The sequence below is a fragment of the Streptomyces sp. G-G2 genome (assembly GCF_030063135.1).
In the GTDB taxonomy this organism is placed as follows: domain Bacteria; phylum Actinomycetota; class Actinomycetes; order Streptomycetales; family Streptomycetaceae; genus Streptomyces.
In genome coordinates, this window is record NZ_JASISO010000004.1 from 82726 (window position 1) to 99868 (window position 17143).

A 17143-nucleotide genomic window follows, 5' to 3' on the forward strand; every position below is an offset into this window, starting at 1 on the left:
AGCGATGTGTGCGGGGTCCCGGTGGATCCCGCCGTCCTTGAGCCGTTGCTTCTGCCAGGCAAGAAGCTGGAGCAGTCAACGGCTCTGTCCAGGCCGGGCGCCCCGCACTGCTCGGTGGACGTCGACAAGGAAGGCGTTCTGAGCGTCCAGGGAGAGGTCATTCCGGCGGATCAGGACCCCGCCGTGCGACGGGAATGGCAGGTGTCCGGTGCGACGAAGATCGAAGCCGGTGATGACGCCCGCGTGAGCGACATCAACGTGGTCGCGGTAGCGGCCTGCACGTACCAGGGGGAGGCCCGCAAGTTCGTCGTCCAAGCCGAACGCTTCTACCCGAAGCGGGACGACGCCGCCAAGCGACGGGAGGCATTGACCCACTTCATGAAGCTCTACTTCCCCGCCGCCAAAAAGGCAGCCGGCTGCACATCGTGATCGGCGCACTGACAGACCGTCGACCACCGCTCGGCCCAGCTGAGGACGCGTTCTGACGGTGGGCCACGGCTGACCCCAGCCCCGCACGGGCCGGAGCCGTTGGCGGCACAGGCGGCCCCCGGGTCGGTGTCCAGGCAGGCGGCGCAACGAGGGGCCCCAAAGGTCCCTCGTCGCAGGTCCCGTGCGGACTCGGCTTCGGCTGCCCCGTTGCCCGGTCCTGCCGTATGGGCGGACACACCGAATCGCTCCCTGAGCTGCCTGGCGGCCCCGCAGCCACAGGGGCGGCTTCGTGCGGTGGCTCGGTCGCACACGTAACGGGTACAGGGCGGAACTGCCAGCAAGAATGCGCCGGCCACCGCCGAGATGCTGTCCGCCCGATCGGGCCGGCGGCCCAACCGCCCCTATGCCGTGCAGTCGTATTGCTTGGCGAGGTTGTCGACGGCCTCGAGCATGAGTGTGCGGGAGGCCGCGATGAGCGCGGCATCGTTCCAGTTCTCCGCCACGATGACGCCTGGGGAGATTTTCAGGGTGAGGGTGACGTACTGGGTGTCCGTCTTCATTTTTTTCGGGCAGGAGGCGGGGAGCTGGACCTCGCTCTGTCGCGGTCCCACCCACCCGTATGCGCCGGCGATCTGGGTGGCGCCCTTCGGAGGCTCGTTCAGGGTGTTGGTGGGCCGGACGTCCAAGGTGTACTGGAGCCGGTAGGTCGTCGCGGCCTTTCCCGTCGCGCGTCCGACGAAGCAGATGGTGGAGAACACCGGGTCCGCTGCCCGCGACCCCGTGCCTTCGTCCTCGTCCACGAACAGCTCGCCGCCCTTCCCGTCGTACAGGAGTCCGGCTGTCTCTTTGGTGAGCATGCCGAGGCAGACGTTCTGTGCGCGCATGTCCTTGAGCGTGCTGGGCCACATCCGGATGGTGACGAGGGTGGCGGCCGCGATCAGGAGCACGGCGGGAGGCAGTAGGTACTTCTTGTTCATCAGTACCGCTCTCCCCTTCTCAGGGCGGCACCGGGGCTCGCGTCCAGCTCGGCCGCAGGAGGTCCCTTATGCATCGCCACCCCGCGCTGTTGTCTGTCCGCACGAGCGGCGGCCCACGATAGGCGATCGATCAGACGAACAGGATCCGCTTGTGGATCTTGACGCCTTTCTACATGTGTGACGAGGTCCCACTCGGGTGATCCCACAGCCGAATGGCGGACGCCGGGCACAGACAACTCCGCCCGGAACGGCGTCGCCCGGGGGGCTTCGCTGTGCCCGTGAGGGAACAGTTGCCGGATCCCGGCAACAGTCGTTGCCTCATCCCGGAGCATCAACACTCTGTCAATGACGCGTCAAGAACGTATAAGGTCGGTTGCGGTGTGCCGGGAAGCCTGGTCGGCGAACAAGGGACGAGTCTCTTTTCCGATCAGGGGAGCGGTACATCATGGTGCTTGTCGCGGTATTCGGAGTGGCGCTGCTGGTGGCAGTGCTGCTGTCCGGGCTGGCCGCCCGCACGGTCCTTTCGACCTCCTTCCTCTTCCTCGTCGGCGGAGCCCTGGTCAGTGACGGGTTCCTCGGGCTGGTCCACATCACCCCCGACAGCGAGATCGTCGCCGTGACCGCAGACCTGGCCCTGTTCGCGGTGCTGTTCACCGACGGTATGCACGTCTCCTTTCCCGCCCTGCGCAGTGCCTGGAAGAACCGGCCCGCGCCCTGGGCCTGGGCATGCCGCTGGCCTTCGTGTTCATGGCGCTGGTCACCCACTACCTGGTGGGCCTGGACTGGACGACCTCCTTCCTCGTGGGTGCGGTTCTCGCGCCGACCGACCCGGTGTTCGCCTCGGCGATCGTGGGCCGCAAAGAGGTCCCGGCCCGCTTGCGGCAGTTGCTGAACGTGGAGAGCGGCATCAACGACGGCCTCGCCCTGCCTGTGGTCCTGCTGTTGATCGCGGCGGCCGGTCCTGCGGCGGGTGCGGCCCACACCGCAGGGTCGAAGATCGCTCTGGAGCTGGCCCTCGGGCTCGTGTTCGGTGTGGTGCTGCCGCTGCTGGTGAGCGGCCTCGTACGCTTCCGGCTGCTGGGCGCAGAAGCGAAGCTGCAGCCGCTGCTGCCGCTGGCGACCGGGGTGCTTCTCTACGCGGCCTGCCACCTCACCCACGCCAATCCCTACCTCGCCGCGTTCTCCGCCGGCGCGGTCCTGGCCTCCGTATCTCCGGAGTCCAAGCAGGCGTTCGAGCCTCTGGGCGAGTCCCTGGCGGAGCTGGCGAAGTTCGCCGCGCTCCTCGTCTTCGGCGCGCTGCTGACGCCACAACTGTTCGGGGACTTGTCCTTCGGCGGGTACGTTGCCGTGGTGCTGGCGATCATCCTGATCCGGCCGGCGTCGCTGCTGCTGTCACTCATCGGGACCCACTTCGACCGCCGGGAGAAGCTGGCCGCGGCCTGGTTCGGGCCGAAGGGCTTCGCCTCGGTGGTATACGGGCTCCTGGTGCTCCAGTCCGGCATCCCGCAGGCCGAACAGGCGTACACGCTGATCGCCGTGTGCATCGCGTTCTCGATCATCGCGCACAGCAGCACCGATGTACCGGTGGCCCGCATGTTCCACGTCAATGAGCTGGTCGGCATCCCGGACGCGGACCAGGCTGGGCCCACCACCACCCCCGAGGCGAACGGAACCGTCCATGCGCGCACGTGACCTGGCCGTCCAGTACGAGACCGTCACCACTGACACCGATGCTCTGGAAGCCGCCCGGCTGATGGCCGAACACCGGCTGCCCGGCTTGCTGGTCCTGGACGGCAGCGGTGTCCCGAAGGCGATCCTGCCCGCCTCCCAGATGATCAGGATGCTGGTACCGGAGTACGTCATCGAGGATCCCACCCTCGCGGCGGTCATCGACGAGAAGCACGCCGACCGGCTGTGCGCAGCCCTGCGCGGACGCACGGTCGGCGACTGCCTGCCGCCCAAGGCTCCGAAGCCGCCGGTGGCCGCACCCGATGACACCGCGCTGGAGGTGGCCGCCCTCATGGCCCAGCAGCGCAGCCCACTCGTCGCCGTTGTCGAGCGCCACATGGACGGCAGCACAGTGCTGCTTGGCGTGATCACCGCGGCCCACCTGCTGGACCGGCTACTCGACGTCAACCAAACCCCCTGACTGGAGACCCGTGAACGACTGGCACAGCTGGGCGGCGATCGCCGTCTTCATCGGCACGTACGCCCTGATCATCAGCGAGAAGATCCACCGGGTCGCCGCCGCCCTGGGCGGCGCAGGCCTGATGCTCGCGATCGGGGCGACCGACGACGTCTCGGCGTTCTACTCCGAGGACTCCGGCATCGACTGGAACGTCATCTTCCTGCTCCTGGGCATGATGATGATCGTCGGAGTGCTGAAGAAGACCGGCATGTTCGAATACCTGGCCATCTGGTCGGTGAAGAAGGCCAAGGCCCGGCCCTTCCGGGTCATGGTCATGCTCATCGTCATCACCGCGTGCGCCTCGGCACTTCTCGACAACGTCACCACAGTCCTGCTCGTCGCACCGGTGACCCTGCTGGTCTGCGAACGCCTGAACCTGCCCGCGGCTCCGTTCCTGATCGCCGAGGTTCTGGCATCCAACATCGGCGGCGCCGCCACCCTCGTCGGCGATCCGCCGAACATCATCATCGCCAGCCGCGCCGGGCTGACCTTCAACGACTTCCTCGTCCACCTCGCACCGCTGTGCGTGGTGCTGGTGGCCGTCCTGGTCGGTCTGTGCCGCTTCATGTTCCGCAAGACCTTCGTCTACGACGAGGACCGTGCCGCCGAGATCATGGCCCTGGAGGAGAAGGAGGCCATCAAGAACCCGCGGCTGCTCGTCCAGGGCCTGGCCGTCCTCGCCCTGGTTGTCGCCGGGTTCGTCCTGCACCCCGTGTTGCACTACGAACCCAGCATCGTCGCGCTCCTGGGGGCGGGCCTCCTCGTCGCGATCTCCACGGTGGAGACCAGTGAGGTCCTGGGCGAAGTCGAGTGGCCCACCCTCGCTTTCTTCGCCGGCCTGTTCATCATGATCGGCGGCCTCATCGACACCGGCGTCATCGAGACCGTCTCCGACGCCCTCGCAAGCGCCATCGGCGGCCAGGAACTCGGCGGCTCCATGTTGATGCTCGGCGCTTCCACCGTGCTCTCCGGAGTCGTCGACAACATCCCCTACGTCGCCACGATGGCCCCCATCACCAGTGACCTCGTCCAGTCCATGGGCGGTGGCGGTGATCACGTCATGTGGTGGGCCCTCGCCCTCGGCGCGGACCTCGGCGGCAACGCCACCGCGATTGGCGCCTCCGCCAACGTCGTCGTCCTCGGCATCGCCGAGCGCAACCGCCAGCCCATCACCTTCTGGCAGTTCACCAAGTACGGCCTGATCGTCACCGCCGTCACCACCGTGATCGCAGCCCTCTACATCTGGCTCCGCTACTTCGCCCTCGCCTAAAAGCCCGTCAAACGAAAGGTGCCGGACATGCGCTACGACGACGAGCCGGTCTTCAAACGGAGTAAGTGGGGAACCAACCAGTACTACTACAACCCCGGCAACCCGGTCGGGCGCGCTCTGATTGTCATCACCCTGATCTTCGCCGCAACCATGCTGATCCTCATGGCCAACCGGGCCGGCCCCTTCAAACCCGAGCCGGCCCCCACGCCGTGGAAACCGCCCGCTTACGACTACCAGTGGCCGCCACCGTCCAGCACCCCCATGCCCTGAAGGGCGCTGCGCGTGTGTCTACCGGTCAACGGTCCCAGAGGAGGGCAGCTCCGCTGCCCGCCTGGCCCGGTGGTCGGCCTCAGAGCTTGTCATCGCCAGCCCGGTGATCAGGAAGGCCAGACCGATGACCAACTCCGAGAAGCCCGGCGCGGATACGGCGTAGAGGACGCTACCCACCGCAGTGACAGGCGCGCCCAGGACGATCAGGAAGACGCCGATCCGGAACTCGGAGACGTTGTGCCGGAACCAGGAAACGGCCCTTGCGTATGTGGCGGTCTTCATCGATGAGCCGGTCCGGAAAGGCGGCGGGCAGTGCGAAACAGCAGCACTGCGGCTGCCACGACGAAGACCAGGCCAGCGGCGCTGCAGCTGGTCACGACGACCGCCGGGGTATCGGCCATGCGCGGGATCGCGTTGAGCGGTGCAAGTGCGTACAGGCATAGAAGGGCCCACGCGAAGGCGCGCCGTGCCGCGCGGTCGGGCAGTCGGAGCGGTGTCCGGCCCGCGAGCATCGCCAGGGCCAGTGGGACAAGGAGCACGGTCGCCACCGCGAGGGCGAGCGCGTGATAGATCGGGTTGCCGTTCATCGGGACCTCTCTGCTGAGGACGCCCACGATAGAGGGGCCTGGCATGACTCGGTCATGCCGGAATCCGGCAACAGGGGAGAGGTGGGGCTGCCGCCCGGAACCGTTGGGATGCAGAACGTGGTCAGTGCTGGCGAGCGGAGACCAGTACCGCGGCGACGGAAGCCAGTGCCAGGGCGCCTGCAGCGAGCAGCGGCATGTCGGGGCCGGGCAGCAGGTACAGCGCCGCACCGGCCGCCGTGAGGACGGCGCCGAAGGCGAAGATCGGGGAGAGCGGCCCGGTCCGTGAACGGCGGGACATAAGGGCTCCTGGCAGGGAGGAAGGCATGGCCGCCCCAGGCTCCCACGGACCTGGGCAGAGCAACAGCACCACCCGGGTTCCGGTCACACCCTGAGCGGCTTCGAACCGCCTATCCCTGTGGTCGATTCCTACCGGTGGGAGGTGTTCCGGCGTCCGAGGAGTTCGGCCGGGCCGCGGCGCGTGGCGGCCAGGACGACATGGTCCTGCGGGTGTCCGTCCACCGCCGAAACGACCTCGCCGCCGTCGCAGCCGAACTCAACGGCCGCCCAGACAGAACGTTCGGCTGGGGAACCCCAGCCGAGCGCCTGCATGGATTCCTCGCGGCCTGAACAGCCAACCACGTGTGGCAACGCCCCCTGGAGAGCGTCCGCCCGACCCTCGAGTCGGCCTCGCAATGAAGCTATCGCTTTGTGGCTCACATCACATCTGGTTCCTGTCAGGGATCGGGGTGCCATTCGGTCAAGTCATCGAGAGCAAGCGGACCGACAGAGGAGCAGCACATGAAGCACCGCATCGTCGTCCTCGGCGCCGGCTATGCCGGGGCCTATGTGGCCGGGACCCTGGCTCGCCGGCTGTCCCCGGCGGACGTCGAGATCACCGTGGTCAACGCCGTGCCGGACTTTGTCCAGCGGCTGAGGCTGCACCAGCTCGCGGCCGGCCAGGAGATCGACGCTCCACAGCTCGCCGATGTCTTCGCGGGCACGGCGATACGGCTGCGCCTGGCCCGTGTCACGGCCGTCGACCCCGAGCGCAGGGTCGTCGCCGTGGCCGGCGCCGACGAGGGCGAGCTCTCCTACGACACGCTGCTCTACGCGCTCGGCAGCCACGGCGCTGACCGCGGCGTCACCGGCGTGGCCGAGCACGCCTTCGACGTGGCCGCCCGGCCCTCGGCGCTGCGCCTGCGCGAGCGCCTGGACAGCCTGGGCAAGCGCGACGAAGGCGGGAGCGTGCTGGTCGTCGGCGACGGGTTGACCGGCATCGAGACCGCCACCGAGATCGCCGAATCCCGGCCCCGGCTGTCGGTGACGCTGGTCGCCCGCGGAGAGCTGGGCGCCCCGCTCTCCGCCGGAGCCCGGAGCTACCTGCGCCGGGTCTGCGACCGGCTGGGCATCACTGTCCTGGAACACACCAGTGTCGAAGCGGTGGAAGCCACGCGGGTGATGTGCGCCGACGGCACCGCCGTGGCGTCCGACGCGACCGTGTGGACGGCAGGGTTCGCGGCCAACCCCATCGCCGCCGCCAGCGGGCTGGAAGTCGCCGAGAACGGTCGCATAGTCGTCGACGACACCATGCGGTCAATCTCGCACCCCAACGTCTATGCCGCCGGCGACAGCGCCTACGCCATCGGTGACAACGGCCGGCCGCTGCCGATGTCCTGCGCCTCGGCCGGCTACACCGGAATGCAGGCCACGGCCGCGATCGTGGGACACCTGACCGGCCACGAGATCCCCCACACCAAGCTGGAGTACGTGGGCAACCACATCAGCCTCGGGCGGCGGGACGGGATCCTGCAGATGATCGACGGCGAAGGGCAGGCAAAGCCGAAGTACCTGAGCGGCCGGAAGGCCGCGCGGATCAAGGCGGGCATCCTCAGGATGTCGCTGTGGGCCACCTCGCACCCGACCTTCTGCCTCCCCAAGCGCAAGCACCACCTGGCCGCCGCCCCGGACGCGTCCCTCGCCGAGAGGGCGATCGCGTAGCGCGTCCTGAGGGTCAGGTCAAGCTGACCTGCTACATCTCGGCGATCAAGCAAAGCTGAGTAGGCACCAGCTGATTGCTTGCATCCGGCAAGGAACCGCCGTGCTGAACGGCCATTACCCCTCATGACGGAGCCGCTCCGCCGCGGTGGTCCGCCCCGTCCCGGGACCACACCCACCGCCATCGCGGGCGTCCTCCCCGAGGAGAGGTGGTCCTTCGAACAGACTGCAAGGCTCTGACCTGTGGTTATGTTGCAGCCATTGTCGTTCGATCCTTTCTTGACGACCCATCATGTCGAGTGCGTCGCGATCCTGGAGCCGATCAAGGAAGACGCCTGAGCTGCGGTTCTTGGAGCTCTCGGCCGTTCGGCCTGTTTCCGAGCAGGCAACGGGTGACAGCGTGCGGTGCCTGCTGAGAATCGCCTGACCTGGGGGTTCAGCCCGGAGCGTCGTGGCCTTCAGTGGGAGCACCAGGACACTCCTCCGGTTGCCGACGCTCAATTGACGCGCGTTCAATCGACGCGCGTTCTGAAGTCCCATCGCGTCGGTCCGGTCGCGTCCACGGACGCGACCGGACCGACGGTCGGCCGCGACGCGCTCCGTGGGCCTCGGTAGTTGCCGCGCGGTCTGTGGTCAGTAGGCGCAAGACTGAGCGCCCGCGCCCCTTCCTCGTCGCGGCGATCGACGAAGCCGGGATGGTCAATCTGCCTTTGGGCTGTTCGCCGTCGGCCTCGCTCGCAAGCGGGTGATCGTGGCGGGGGACTTCCGCCAGTTGCCCGCTGTGACCAAGGGCGACGCGGACCGGAAGGCGAGCGAGGCGGAGCGGGCCCACTCCCGGGAGGGGACAGCGGCTCGCGAACGTTGGGCCCGCGGACCTGATGATGCGCTACACCGACCCGGCCTCGTGCGACCGAGTACGGCGGCTGATGGAGCGCACCCGTATGGAATGCCCGGTGCGTGCACCGTGGCGCCGGGCCGAGCCGGGCGGACCGGCCGCTCCGGTCCCCGAGGTACCGGCCCAGCGCACTGAGCCGACAGACGAGGTGCACCCGGGTGTGGTCCGCGACGGCCGCCTCCACCTCAATGTCCCGTACCAGCAGAGGGACGAGGCGAAGCGCCTACTGAGGGCCCAGCCTGAGGCGTCTCTGATGAGTCCGGCGTAGAGGTGCGCGATCAGAATCGGTGCGAATCGGTCAAGTACTTAAGTCCCTGCCGATCATGGAGAACGGTCCGGGAGGATAGCGGGCGATGGACATGACTTCTTCCCGGCCGGGGGGCCCGCCGGACAGGTACGCGCCCTTCGCGCATCTCACTGCTCCGAACGTGCTGCTCTATCGTTCTGTGATGCAGGCCTTTCTTGTCGCCAAGGAGCGGTTCGCCGTGCATCTGCGGCCCGAGGACGTGTACGCCGGGCTGCCCGCCGGCGTACGGCCCGACGGGCTGGAGGGGGTCGTCGGCGCGCTGGACAAGCTCGTCGAGTGGGGGAATCTGCGGGCCGATCCGGACACCGGGCGGGTCACGGCCGTCGAGGACTTCTACCGCAAGCGGTTCATCTACCAGCTCACCCGGGAGGGCGAGGCGGCCGAGGAAGCCCTGTCCGGCTACGACGCGGCGCTCGGGCGCCGGGGTGCGCTCCAGGCCGTCGCGCTGCACGACATCGTCACTCAGCTCCGCGCACTCCTCGTGCTGGCGGCGGAGGCGGAGCCGGATCCGGCCAAGACGCATCTCGCGCTGGACGGGCTGGCCAGTCGGTTCGGGGCGCTCGCCGACAACGCGCGGGCGTTTATGGGTTCGCTCCAGCGCACCATCGACCTCCACGACGTGGGGGAGGAGGTCTTCCTCGCCTACAAGGACCAGCTCATCCAGTACCTGGAGCGGTTCATCCAGGACCTGATCACCCTCGGCGGCCGCATCGCCCGGCTGATCCTGGAGCTGGAGGAGAGCGGGAGGATCGGGCCCCTGCTGCACGCCGCCGCCGCTCGCGAGGCCGCTGACGCCACTCCACAGGAGGCGGCGTACGCCGAGCAGGCCGCGTACGAGCGGTGGGCCGGCCGGTGGGCCGGGCTGGCGGCCTGGTTCCTCAGCCGGGACGGCCGGGAATCGCAGGCCCGGCTGCTGCGCGGGCGGGCCCTCGGGGCGGTGCCCCAGCTGCTGGCCGTCGTACGGTCGCTCAACGAGCGGCGGTCCGGGCGCTCCGACCGCTCCGCTGATTTCCGTACTCTCGCCCGTTGGTTCGCCGAGGCGAACGATGACGACGCCCGGCACCGGCTGTGGCGCACCGCCTTCGGGCTGTACCCGGCCCGGCACCTCACGGTGGACGCCGAGACGCTGGCCGCACGGCTCGCGCGGCCCGATCCCGCGTCCACCCCCTGGGCCGACGCCGCGCCGCTGCGCATCAGCGCGCAGCTGCGCCGCACCGGCAGCTACGAGCGGCGCGGCAAACCCCGCAAGGTGGAGGATCGCGCGGAAGCCCGCCGTAGGCTCGCCGAGGTGGCCGTCAAGCAGGCCGCGGAGATCGCGGCCGCGCGGGCCCGGCTCGTCACCGACGGCGTCACCCGGCTGTCCGGACTCGGAGAGCTCGACCCCGTCAGCTTCCGGCTCTTCCTCCAGCTCCTCGGCGACGCCCTGGCGACCTGGCGGCCCGGTATGACGCACACGGTGGCCACCAGCAACGACGGGTCCATGGAGATCCGGCTCACCGCCCTGGCTGATGGATCCTCGGCTGAGGTCCGCACGCCGGGCGGTGTCTTGCGCGGGCCCGACCACACCATCGAGATCCTCGACCTCGCGGAAGGAAGCGACGGACGATGAGCACACCGCTCGCCGAAGTGCTGGACGGCCAGCGTGCGGCGGAACTGCGCAAGGCCGCCCGCGCTCTGCTGAAACATCCGCTGCTGCTTGCGGGCGGCGCGCACGCCGACGAGTTCCGTCTCGTCCGGCGGCACGCCTCCGACCTGCGCGAGTGGTTCGACCGCAACACCGGCTGGCCCCTCCAGGTCGACGCCGAGACCGCCCGGCTGGGCAAGATCGCGGCCCATCTCGCGGATGCCACCCACCCCGCCCGTGAGGCGACCCGTACGGCTGCCCCGTTCACACGCCGCCGGTACGTCCTGCTCTGCCTCGCCCTCGCCGCCCTCGAACGCGGCGAGGCGCAGATCGCCCTCGGCCGCCTCGCCGGTCAGGTCGTCCTCGACGCCGCCGATCCCCAGCTGGCCGCCACAGGCATCCAGTTCACGCTGGACCGCCGCGACGAGCGGCTCGACCTGGCCGCGGTCGTACGGCTCCTGCTCAGCCTCGGAGTCCTGCGGCGGGTCGCAGGCGACGAGGACGCGTACGTCAGCGGCGCCGGAGACGTCCTGTACGACGTCGAACGGCGGGTGCTCGCCGGTCTGCTCGCGACCCGGCGCGGCCCGTCCACGGTCCGGGCCGCGACTCTGGAAGAGCGGCTCGTCGAGCTCACCGCCGAAACGGCCCTCGACAGCGACGAACTGCGCTTCCGCGCGATGCGCCGCTCGCTGACCCGCCGACTGCTGGACGACCCCGTGCTCTACTACGACGAGCTGACCGACGCCGAGCTGGGCTACCTCACCCGCCAGCGAGGTTTCCTCACCGCACGCATCACCGAACTGACGGGCTTGGTGGCCGAGGTCAGGGCCGAGGGCATCGCGATGGTCGACCCCGACGACGACCTCACCGACGTCCGCATGCCGGAATCGGGGACCCACGGTCATGTCACCCTGCTGCTTGCCGAGTACCTCACCGCCGCCGACCGCCCGGTCGTCTCCACGGCCGACCTTGAGCGCCGGGTTGCCGGACTGGCCGCTGAGCACGGCGGCTTCTGGTCCAAGTCGGCGCGGGAGCCGGGGGCGGAGGGCGAGCTCGTGGAGCAGGCCGTCAGCCGGCTCGCTTCCCTGGGTCTGGTCGTCCGTACCCCCGAAGGGATCGCGCCGCGCCCGGCGCTCGTCCGGTACGCGATCGGCGAGACCGTCGTCCTCGAACCCCGCACGGCTGGCCCCGCTCAGGTGCCCGCACAGCGAAAGGCCTCCCAGCGTTGACTCCCCGTGCCGTACTCCCGACCCCCGCGCGTGCCCGCTGGCAGCCCCTGCGAATCGGCCTCGTTGATCTTTTTCACTACGACGTGGAGGAGTTCCACTTCCGCGACGGCCGACTGCTGCTGCGTGGGAACAACGGCACCGGCAAGTCCAAGGTGCTCGCCCTGACCCTGCCCTTCCTCCTCGACGGGGACCTCAGCGCGCGCCGCGTGGAACCCGACGGAGACGCCGGGAAGCGGATGGAATGGAATCTGCTGCTCGGCGGCGAGCACCCGCACTCGGAACGGCTCGGCTACACCTGGGTGGAGTTCGGCCGCCGCGACGAGGTGAGCGGCGAAGAGCAGTTCCGCACGCTCCTCTGCGGGCTCAAGGCCGTCAGCGGGCGAGGTATCGCGCGGCACTGGTGGGCAGTGACCGCCCAGCGGATCGACCACGCGCCGGCCGAGGTCAGGTCGGAGGGGTCGCTCAGTCTCCTCGACGCCACCGGCACCGTGTTGTCCCGGGACCGGCTCATGGAAGCGGTCGCTGGACACGGCATGGTCTACGACCAGGCCAAGATCTACCGCCGGGCCGTCGACGAGGCGTTGTTCGGACTCGGTGAGCAGCGCTACGCCGCCCTGGTGGACCTGCTCATTCAGCTGCGCCAGCCCCAACTGTCCAAACGTCCCAACGAGGCCGCCCTCTCCCGGGCCCTCACCGAAGCACTCCCGCCCATGGACCAGGCCGTCATCGCGGATGTGGCCGAAGCCTTCCGCTCCCTGGACGAGGAGAAGGAAGAGCTGCGCGCTGCCGGCGCGGCCGAGCGGGCGGCTTCGGCGTTCCTCGACCACTACCGCCGTTACGCACGCATCGCTTCCCGCCGCCGCGCACGCCTGCCGCGTACGGAGCACTCGAAGTACGAGCACCTGCTGCGTGAGCTCGCCGAGGCGCAGGCGGGGATGGCCGCGGCCGAAGAGGAGCGGGCGACGGCCGATGAGCGGATCGCGGCGCTCACCGAGACGTACGCGAGACTGGAGGCCGTCGACGCAGCCCTGCGTGAGGGCCCGGAGATGCGAAGCGCCCATGAACTGGAGCGGGCAGCGAAGGCGTTGGAGCGGTCAGGGCGGGACTGCGTACGAGCCCGCGACGACCAGGAAGCGGCCACCCTGCTGCACACGCGGGCGCTAGGCCGGCTCGGGGCGGCGGAGAACCGACTCCAGGCCGCCCGGAACCGGGCCGAGGATGCGCTTCGCCTCGCGCGGGAGACTGCCGAGGCGGCCCGGCTGGACCTGCCCGGGGACGAGGAGATGACGGCGGCCGAACTGCGCGCCGCGGTGGCCGGGGCGACCGACCGCCGACACCGCACCCTCGCGCATGTGGAGGAGCTCGCGGACCGTGCCGGGACGGCGTCGGCAGAGCGCCGGGCCGCCGCACTGCGGCTCGACGAGACGGAAACCGACCTGGTGCACGCCGCCGAGGCACAGGGCGCGGCCGACGAGACCTTGACGGCCGCGGGCCGGGCCCTGGTGGATGCCGTACGCGAGCACGCGGGCCGGTGCGAGGAGCTGGCGTACGCCGACCCGGTCGGATTGCTGGACGAGCTGCAGGAGTGGATCCGGCACCAGGACGGGCCCTACCCGGCGCGTCGGTATGGATCGCAGGCGCACAGCGTCACGGCAGCGGCACTCGCCGACCAGGCCGCGCAATCAGCGCAGCGCAGGGCGGCCCTGTCGGCCCGCGCCCGAGACGCGGAACAGGAACTCGACGAGCTCGAGGCCGGCGGCCGGCGCGGGCCGCAGGCCCCGTACACCCGAACCCCCGGCCTGCGCGCTCACGTGGCCGGCGCCCCGCTGTGGCGGCTGGTCGACTTCCGGGACGAGGTCGCGGCCCATGAGCGAGCCGGGCTGGAGGCGGCCCTGGAAGCGGCCGGGCTGCTGGACGCCTGGGTGCGCCCCGACGGCGCGGCCCGGGCGGCCGACGGGCACGACGTACTCCTCGACTCGCGTAGGGGCCCGGTCGACGGCCCGTCGCTCGCCGACGTTCTTCGCCCGGCGGTCGACCACGGCGATGCCCAGGCAGCCCATGTGGGTGAAGAAGTGGTGGGCCGCCTCCTCGGGGCGGTCGGCCTGGGCGCGGTGACCGGGCCGTCGGGCATCGAGCCGGCGGGGGACACGTGGGCCGCGCCGGACGGGCGGTACCGCATCGGTGTCCTCACCGGCCGGTGGTCCAAAACCGCTGCGGAGTACATCGGCGAGGGCGCCCGGGAGGCGGCACGGCGCACCCGCATCACCACCCTGCGCGTCGAACTCTCCCTCCTCCAGGGGGAGGCGGCGTCCGAGGCCGCGCACGCGCAGGCCCTGGCGACCCGCCGCCGGACCCTCGACGCCGAGCTGGCGGAGGTGCCCGACGACGGGCCGCTGACCCGGGCGCACGCCCGCGCGGCCGCTGCCGCCGACGGGGTGCGCCAGGCCAGGTCCCGTCGAGAGACACGGTCCGCGGACGTGCTGGCCGCAGTCGAGCGGTCGGCGCGGGCGAGCGCCGAGCTCGAGGAGGCCGCCGCCGATCTGGGGCTGCCCGCGGACCGGTCGGCGCTGGCCGTAGTACGGCAGGCCCTCATCGAACTCGCGGCGGTTCTGGCCGCACTCTGGCCCGCACTGCGCGAGCGTGCCGAAGCAGCCGAGCAGGCGCACGAGGAGCACGAGGAAACCGGCCGGGCGGGGGAGCGCGCTGCCGAACTCGCTCTGCGGGTGCAGGCGGCGGCCCTTGAGACGGCAGCCGCGGACGAGCGGCTCGCGACGCTGCGCTCGACTGTGGGTGAGGCCGTGGCCGAGTTGGAACGACGGCTCGCGGAGACCGCCCGGGCCCTGCGCGGCTGCGCGGCCGATCAGGGGTTGTTCCAGGGCCGCCGCACGGAGGCGGACCGGCAGGCCAGCCGGGCCGAGGGTCTGATCGAGCGGCTTGAAAAGGAGATCACCAGGGCTGTCGCCGCGCGCTCCGAGGCCATCGCTGGACTCCAGCGCTTCACCGCCACCGGGCTGCTCACGGTAGCGCTTCCCGGCCTTGCCGTACCGGCCGCCGACGACGGTCCGTGGGCAGCCACTCCGGCCATCGCCCTTGCCCGCTCCCTCGAATCGGAGCTGTCGACGACGGACGACTCGGAAGCCGCCTGGGAGCGCGTACAGCGGCGTCTGAGCGAGGAGCACAAGACCCTCCAGGACGCGCTGTCCCGGCACGGTCACAGCGCCTCGGCCCGGATGGTCGAGGACGGCATGATCGTGGACATCGTCTACCAGGGCCGGGAGCGGGCGGTTCCCGAACTCGCCGAGGCACTCGCGGTCGAGGTCGGCGAACTCACCCGGATCCTTTCCGCCCATGAACGCGAGATCCTCGAAGCCCATCTCATCACCGAGGTCGCCGGCACCCTCCAGGAACTGATCGCCACCGCCGAACGGCAAGTGATCGCCATGAACGCCGAGCTGGAGGACCGTCCGACCTCCACCGGCATGACCCTGCGCCTGGTGTGGCGGGCCTCCCGCAAAGCCCCTGCCGGTCTCGCTCAGGCTCGTGGCCGCCTGCTCCAGACAGCCGACGCCTGGACCCCCGGTGACCGGGCCGCGGTCGGGGAGTTCCTGCAGACGCAGATCGCCCGCCAGCAGACCGAGGACGCGGCGGGCAGCTGGCTGGAACACCTCACGGCGGCCCTCGACTACCGCTCCTGGCACGAGTTCGCCGTCGAGCGCCAGCAACACGGACGCTGGGTGCCCGCCACCGGTCCCGCTTCCGGAGGTGAACGCGTCCTGGCGGTCTCCGTACCGCTGTTCGCCGCCGCCTCCTCGCACTACGCGAGCGCGGGCAGCCCGTACGCACCACGGCTCGTCACCCTGGACGAGGCGTTCGCGGGTGTCGACGACGACTCCCGCGCCAAGTGCCTGGGACTGCTGCACGCCTTCGACCTGGATGTGGTCATGACCAGCGAACGGGAGTGGGCCTGCTACCCGCAGGTGCCGGGCATCGCCATCGCCCAGCTGTCCCGCGTCGACGAAGTCGCCGCTGTCCTGGTCACCCGTTGGGAATGGGACGGCACGGCCCGTACCCGCCACGAGGACCCGGTGCGCGGTGCGGACCCGGCGGCCCTGTGGGCGTGAACGCGTACCCGGTCGACGAGGACCGCCTGCGTCGACTCCTCGGCGGGCCCGACCTGGCCTGGCTGCTGGAGCGCGTACGCCGTCGGCTGGAGCGGGGGCAGCGGCTCACCGGACCCGTCTCCCTCGCCGCGGCCACTCCGGCCCAACGGGCCGCGGCCGAGCGACTGCTGGGCCGGGCCCCGGGTGGCGGCAGGGTGCTGACGGTCCGGCTCGACGCAGTGGACGCCGTACTGGTCAGATCGGGTATCAGCCCCGAGGGCCTGACGGCGGCCGTGACCGCGCTCACCGGGCCGGTCGTCCCTCTCGAAGAGGTCCGCCGGAGCGAGGATCAGGTCTGGGCGGAGGCGTACGATCCGCTCACCGCACTCGCCGGAGAGATTCCGCGCCTCGCGCAATGGTCCGGCCGGATGCGCGACGACGGCCTCGTACGACGCCTCGCCCGTACGCCGGAGGCCGCTCGACTGCTGCTCGACCAAGCGGCCCGCGTGCTGCGCGCACTGCCGGCCGAGCCGCCGCGCTCCCTGTCCGTGTTCGCCGCCGACTTCCTGGGCAGCGCCCACGCACTGGACGACGGGACACCCTCGGCCACCTTGTGTCTCTCCGGGATCCGCGCCCTCACCGGGCATCCGGACGGGGCGGGCGCGGCCTGGCGACGGGCCGCCTGGGCCTCTGCCGGTCTGCTGCGTGACGACGTCTCCTCCACGGTCCTCACCCTCAACCTCCGCGGGACCCCGGCTCTGGACTGGATGGCCGACGTGGGCGACCCGTGCGTCCTCACCCTTCGCCAGCTCGCCCACCGTCCGCCGCTGACCACGCCGCCGGTGGTCCACATCTGTGAGAACCCCGCCGTTCTTTCGGCCGCGGCCGATACCCACGGCCCGGACGCCCTCCCGCTGGTCTGTCTCCAGGGCCAGCCGTCGGCTGCTGCCCTTGCGCTCCTGGCACGCCTCCACGACCTCGGTGCCACCTTCCGCTACCACGGCGACTTCGACTGGGGCGGCCTGCGCATCGCCGTGACGCTGCGCAGACACATCCCGTGGCAGCCGTGGCGCTACTCGGCTGTCGACTACCAGGCGGCCGTAGCTGCTGCCCGTCGGGCTCCCCAGCCCCTGACCGGGGCGGTGGCCCCATCGCCGTGGGACCCGGATCTGGCGCTTGCCCTCACCGAACATGGGGTGCGCGTGGAGGAGGAGGCGGTACTGGACGCGCTGCTGGCGGACCTCGCGGGATGACGGCGCGACCCGTGCGGCT

Annotated in this window: 14 protein-coding genes and 1 pseudogene; 10 read left to right on the forward strand and 5 right to left on the reverse strand. The window is 70.5% G+C overall.

Features of this window, described 5'->3' with window-relative positions:
- Positions 1–21: 21 nt before the first annotated feature.
- On the forward strand, positions 22–429 hold the full coding sequence (locus tag QMF80_RS04765; protein WP_283449746.1) for a hypothetical protein: 408 nt from the start codon (positions 22–24) through the stop codon (positions 427–429).
- Positions 430–830: 401 nt separating this feature from the next.
- On the opposite strand, the gene QMF80_RS04770 is transcribed toward QMF80_RS04765, so the two are convergent.
- Positions 831–1406 (reverse strand): hypothetical protein, encoded by a 576-nt coding sequence (locus QMF80_RS04770; protein WP_283449748.1) that lies wholly within the window; start codon positions 1404–1406, stop codon positions 831–833.
- A gap of 445 nt (positions 1407–1851) precedes the next feature.
- Between QMF80_RS04770 and QMF80_RS04775 the strand changes: the two are divergent.
- From QMF80_RS04775 to QMF80_RS04790, 4 genes and pseudogenes are all read left to right on the forward strand, one after another.
- Positions 1852–3098, forward strand: a pseudogene (locus QMF80_RS04775) (cation:proton antiporter).
- On the forward strand, positions 3085–3555 hold the full coding sequence (locus tag QMF80_RS04780) for a CBS domain-containing protein (protein WP_283449750.1): 471 nt from the start codon (positions 3085–3087) through the stop codon (positions 3553–3555). The pseudogene QMF80_RS04775 and the gene QMF80_RS04780 overlap by 14 nt, the downstream one beginning before the upstream one ends.
- Positions 3556–3565: 10 nt before the next feature.
- Positions 3566–4864, forward strand: a complete 1299-nt coding sequence (locus QMF80_RS04785) for an ArsB/NhaD family transporter (RefSeq protein ID WP_283449752.1) — start codon at positions 3566–3568, stop codon at positions 4862–4864.
- Between the two features lie 27 nt (positions 4865–4891).
- Positions 4892–5134, forward strand: coding sequence for a hypothetical protein (locus tag QMF80_RS04790; protein ID WP_283449754.1), 243 nt, complete (start codon positions 4892–4894; stop codon positions 5132–5134).
- An 18-nt stretch (positions 5135–5152) separates the two neighbouring features.
- Here QMF80_RS04790 and QMF80_RS04795 read toward each other — a convergent pair whose 3' ends face one another.
- From QMF80_RS04795 to QMF80_RS04810, 4 genes are all read right to left on the reverse strand, one after another.
- Positions 5153–5416 carry a hypothetical protein gene (locus tag QMF80_RS04795; RefSeq protein WP_283449756.1) on the reverse strand — a complete coding sequence of 88 codons (264 nt, stop codon included), beginning with the start codon at positions 5414–5416 and terminating at the stop codon, positions 5153–5155.
- Positions 5413–5721: a hypothetical protein gene (locus QMF80_RS04800; RefSeq protein WP_283449757.1), complete on the reverse strand. Its 309-nt coding sequence runs from the start codon at positions 5719–5721 to the stop codon at positions 5413–5415. The genes QMF80_RS04795 and QMF80_RS04800 overlap by 4 nt, the downstream gene beginning before the upstream one ends.
- Before the next feature lie 121 nt (positions 5722–5842).
- A complete protein-coding gene (locus QMF80_RS04805; protein WP_283449759.1) occupies positions 5843–6019 on the reverse strand; it encodes a hypothetical protein in 177 nt (58 codons plus the stop codon).
- Positions 6020–6147: 128 nt separating this feature from the next.
- Positions 6148–6360, reverse strand: a complete 213-nt coding sequence (locus tag QMF80_RS04810) for a hypothetical protein (protein WP_283450059.1) — start codon at positions 6358–6360, stop codon at positions 6148–6150.
- A 159-nt stretch (positions 6361–6519) separates the two neighbouring features.
- Here QMF80_RS04810 and QMF80_RS04815 point away from each other — a divergent pair, with 159 nt between their 5' ends.
- The 5 genes from QMF80_RS04815 (at position 6520) to QMF80_RS04835 (ending at position 17124) form a co-directional block, all read left to right on the forward strand.
- Positions 6520–7719, forward strand: coding sequence for an NAD(P)/FAD-dependent oxidoreductase (locus tag QMF80_RS04815; RefSeq protein ID WP_283449761.1), 1200 nt, complete (start codon positions 6520–6522; stop codon positions 7717–7719).
- 1251 nt (positions 7720–8970) lie between these two features.
- A complete protein-coding gene (locus QMF80_RS04820) occupies positions 8971–10527 on the forward strand; it encodes a TIGR02677 family protein (RefSeq protein WP_283450032.1) in 1557 nt (518 codons plus the stop codon).
- On the forward strand, positions 10524–11771 hold the full coding sequence (locus tag QMF80_RS04825) for a TIGR02678 family protein (RefSeq protein WP_283449763.1): 1248 nt from the start codon (positions 10524–10526) through the stop codon (positions 11769–11771). The genes QMF80_RS04820 and QMF80_RS04825 overlap by 4 nt, the downstream gene beginning before the upstream one ends.
- 83 nt (positions 11772–11854) lie before the next feature.
- Positions 11855–15892 carry a TIGR02680 family protein gene (locus QMF80_RS04830; RefSeq protein ID WP_283449765.1) on the forward strand — a complete coding sequence of 1346 codons (4038 nt, stop codon included), beginning with the start codon at positions 11855–11857 and terminating at the stop codon, positions 15890–15892.
- Entirely contained in the window at positions 15889–17124 is a 1236-nt protein-coding gene (locus QMF80_RS04835) for a TIGR02679 family protein (protein ID WP_283449767.1), read from the forward strand. Before QMF80_RS04830 ends, QMF80_RS04835 begins: the two co-directional genes overlap by 4 nt.
- Positions 17125–17143: the final 19 nt, after the last annotated feature.

What these genes read in the sequence shown, in the direction of transcription:
- QMF80_RS04770 (WP_283449748.1), bottom strand. Translation starts at nt 1,406, where the DNA reads ATGAACAAGAAGTACCTACTGCCTCCCGCCGTGCTCCTGATCGCGGCC.
- QMF80_RS04780 (WP_283449750.1), top strand. Translation starts at nt 3,085, where the DNA reads ATGCGCGCACGTGACCTGGCCGTCCAGTACGAGACCGTCACCACTGAC.
- QMF80_RS04790 (WP_283449754.1), top strand. Translation starts at nt 4,892, where the DNA reads ATGCGCTACGACGACGAGCCGGTCTTCAAACGGAGTAAGTGGGGAACC.
- QMF80_RS04795 (WP_283449756.1), bottom strand. Translation starts at nt 5,416, where the DNA reads ATGAAGACCGCCACATACGCAAGGGCCGTTTCCTGGTTCCGGCACAAC.
- QMF80_RS04800 (WP_283449757.1), bottom strand. Translation starts at nt 5,721, where the DNA reads ATGAACGGCAACCCGATCTATCACGCGCTCGCCCTCGCGGTGGCGACC.
- QMF80_RS04805 (WP_283449759.1), bottom strand. Translation starts at nt 6,019, where the DNA reads ATGTCCCGCCGTTCACGGACCGGGCCGCTCTCCCCGATCTTCGCCTTC.
- QMF80_RS04815 (WP_283449761.1), top strand. Translation starts at nt 6,520, where the DNA reads ATGAAGCACCGCATCGTCGTCCTCGGCGCCGGCTATGCCGGGGCCTAT.
- QMF80_RS04820 (WP_283450032.1), top strand. Translation starts at nt 8,971, where the DNA reads ATGACTTCTTCCCGGCCGGGGGGCCCGCCGGACAGGTACGCGCCCTTC.
- QMF80_RS04825 (WP_283449763.1), top strand. Translation starts at nt 10,524, where the DNA reads ATGAGCACACCGCTCGCCGAAGTGCTGGACGGCCAGCGTGCGGCGGAA.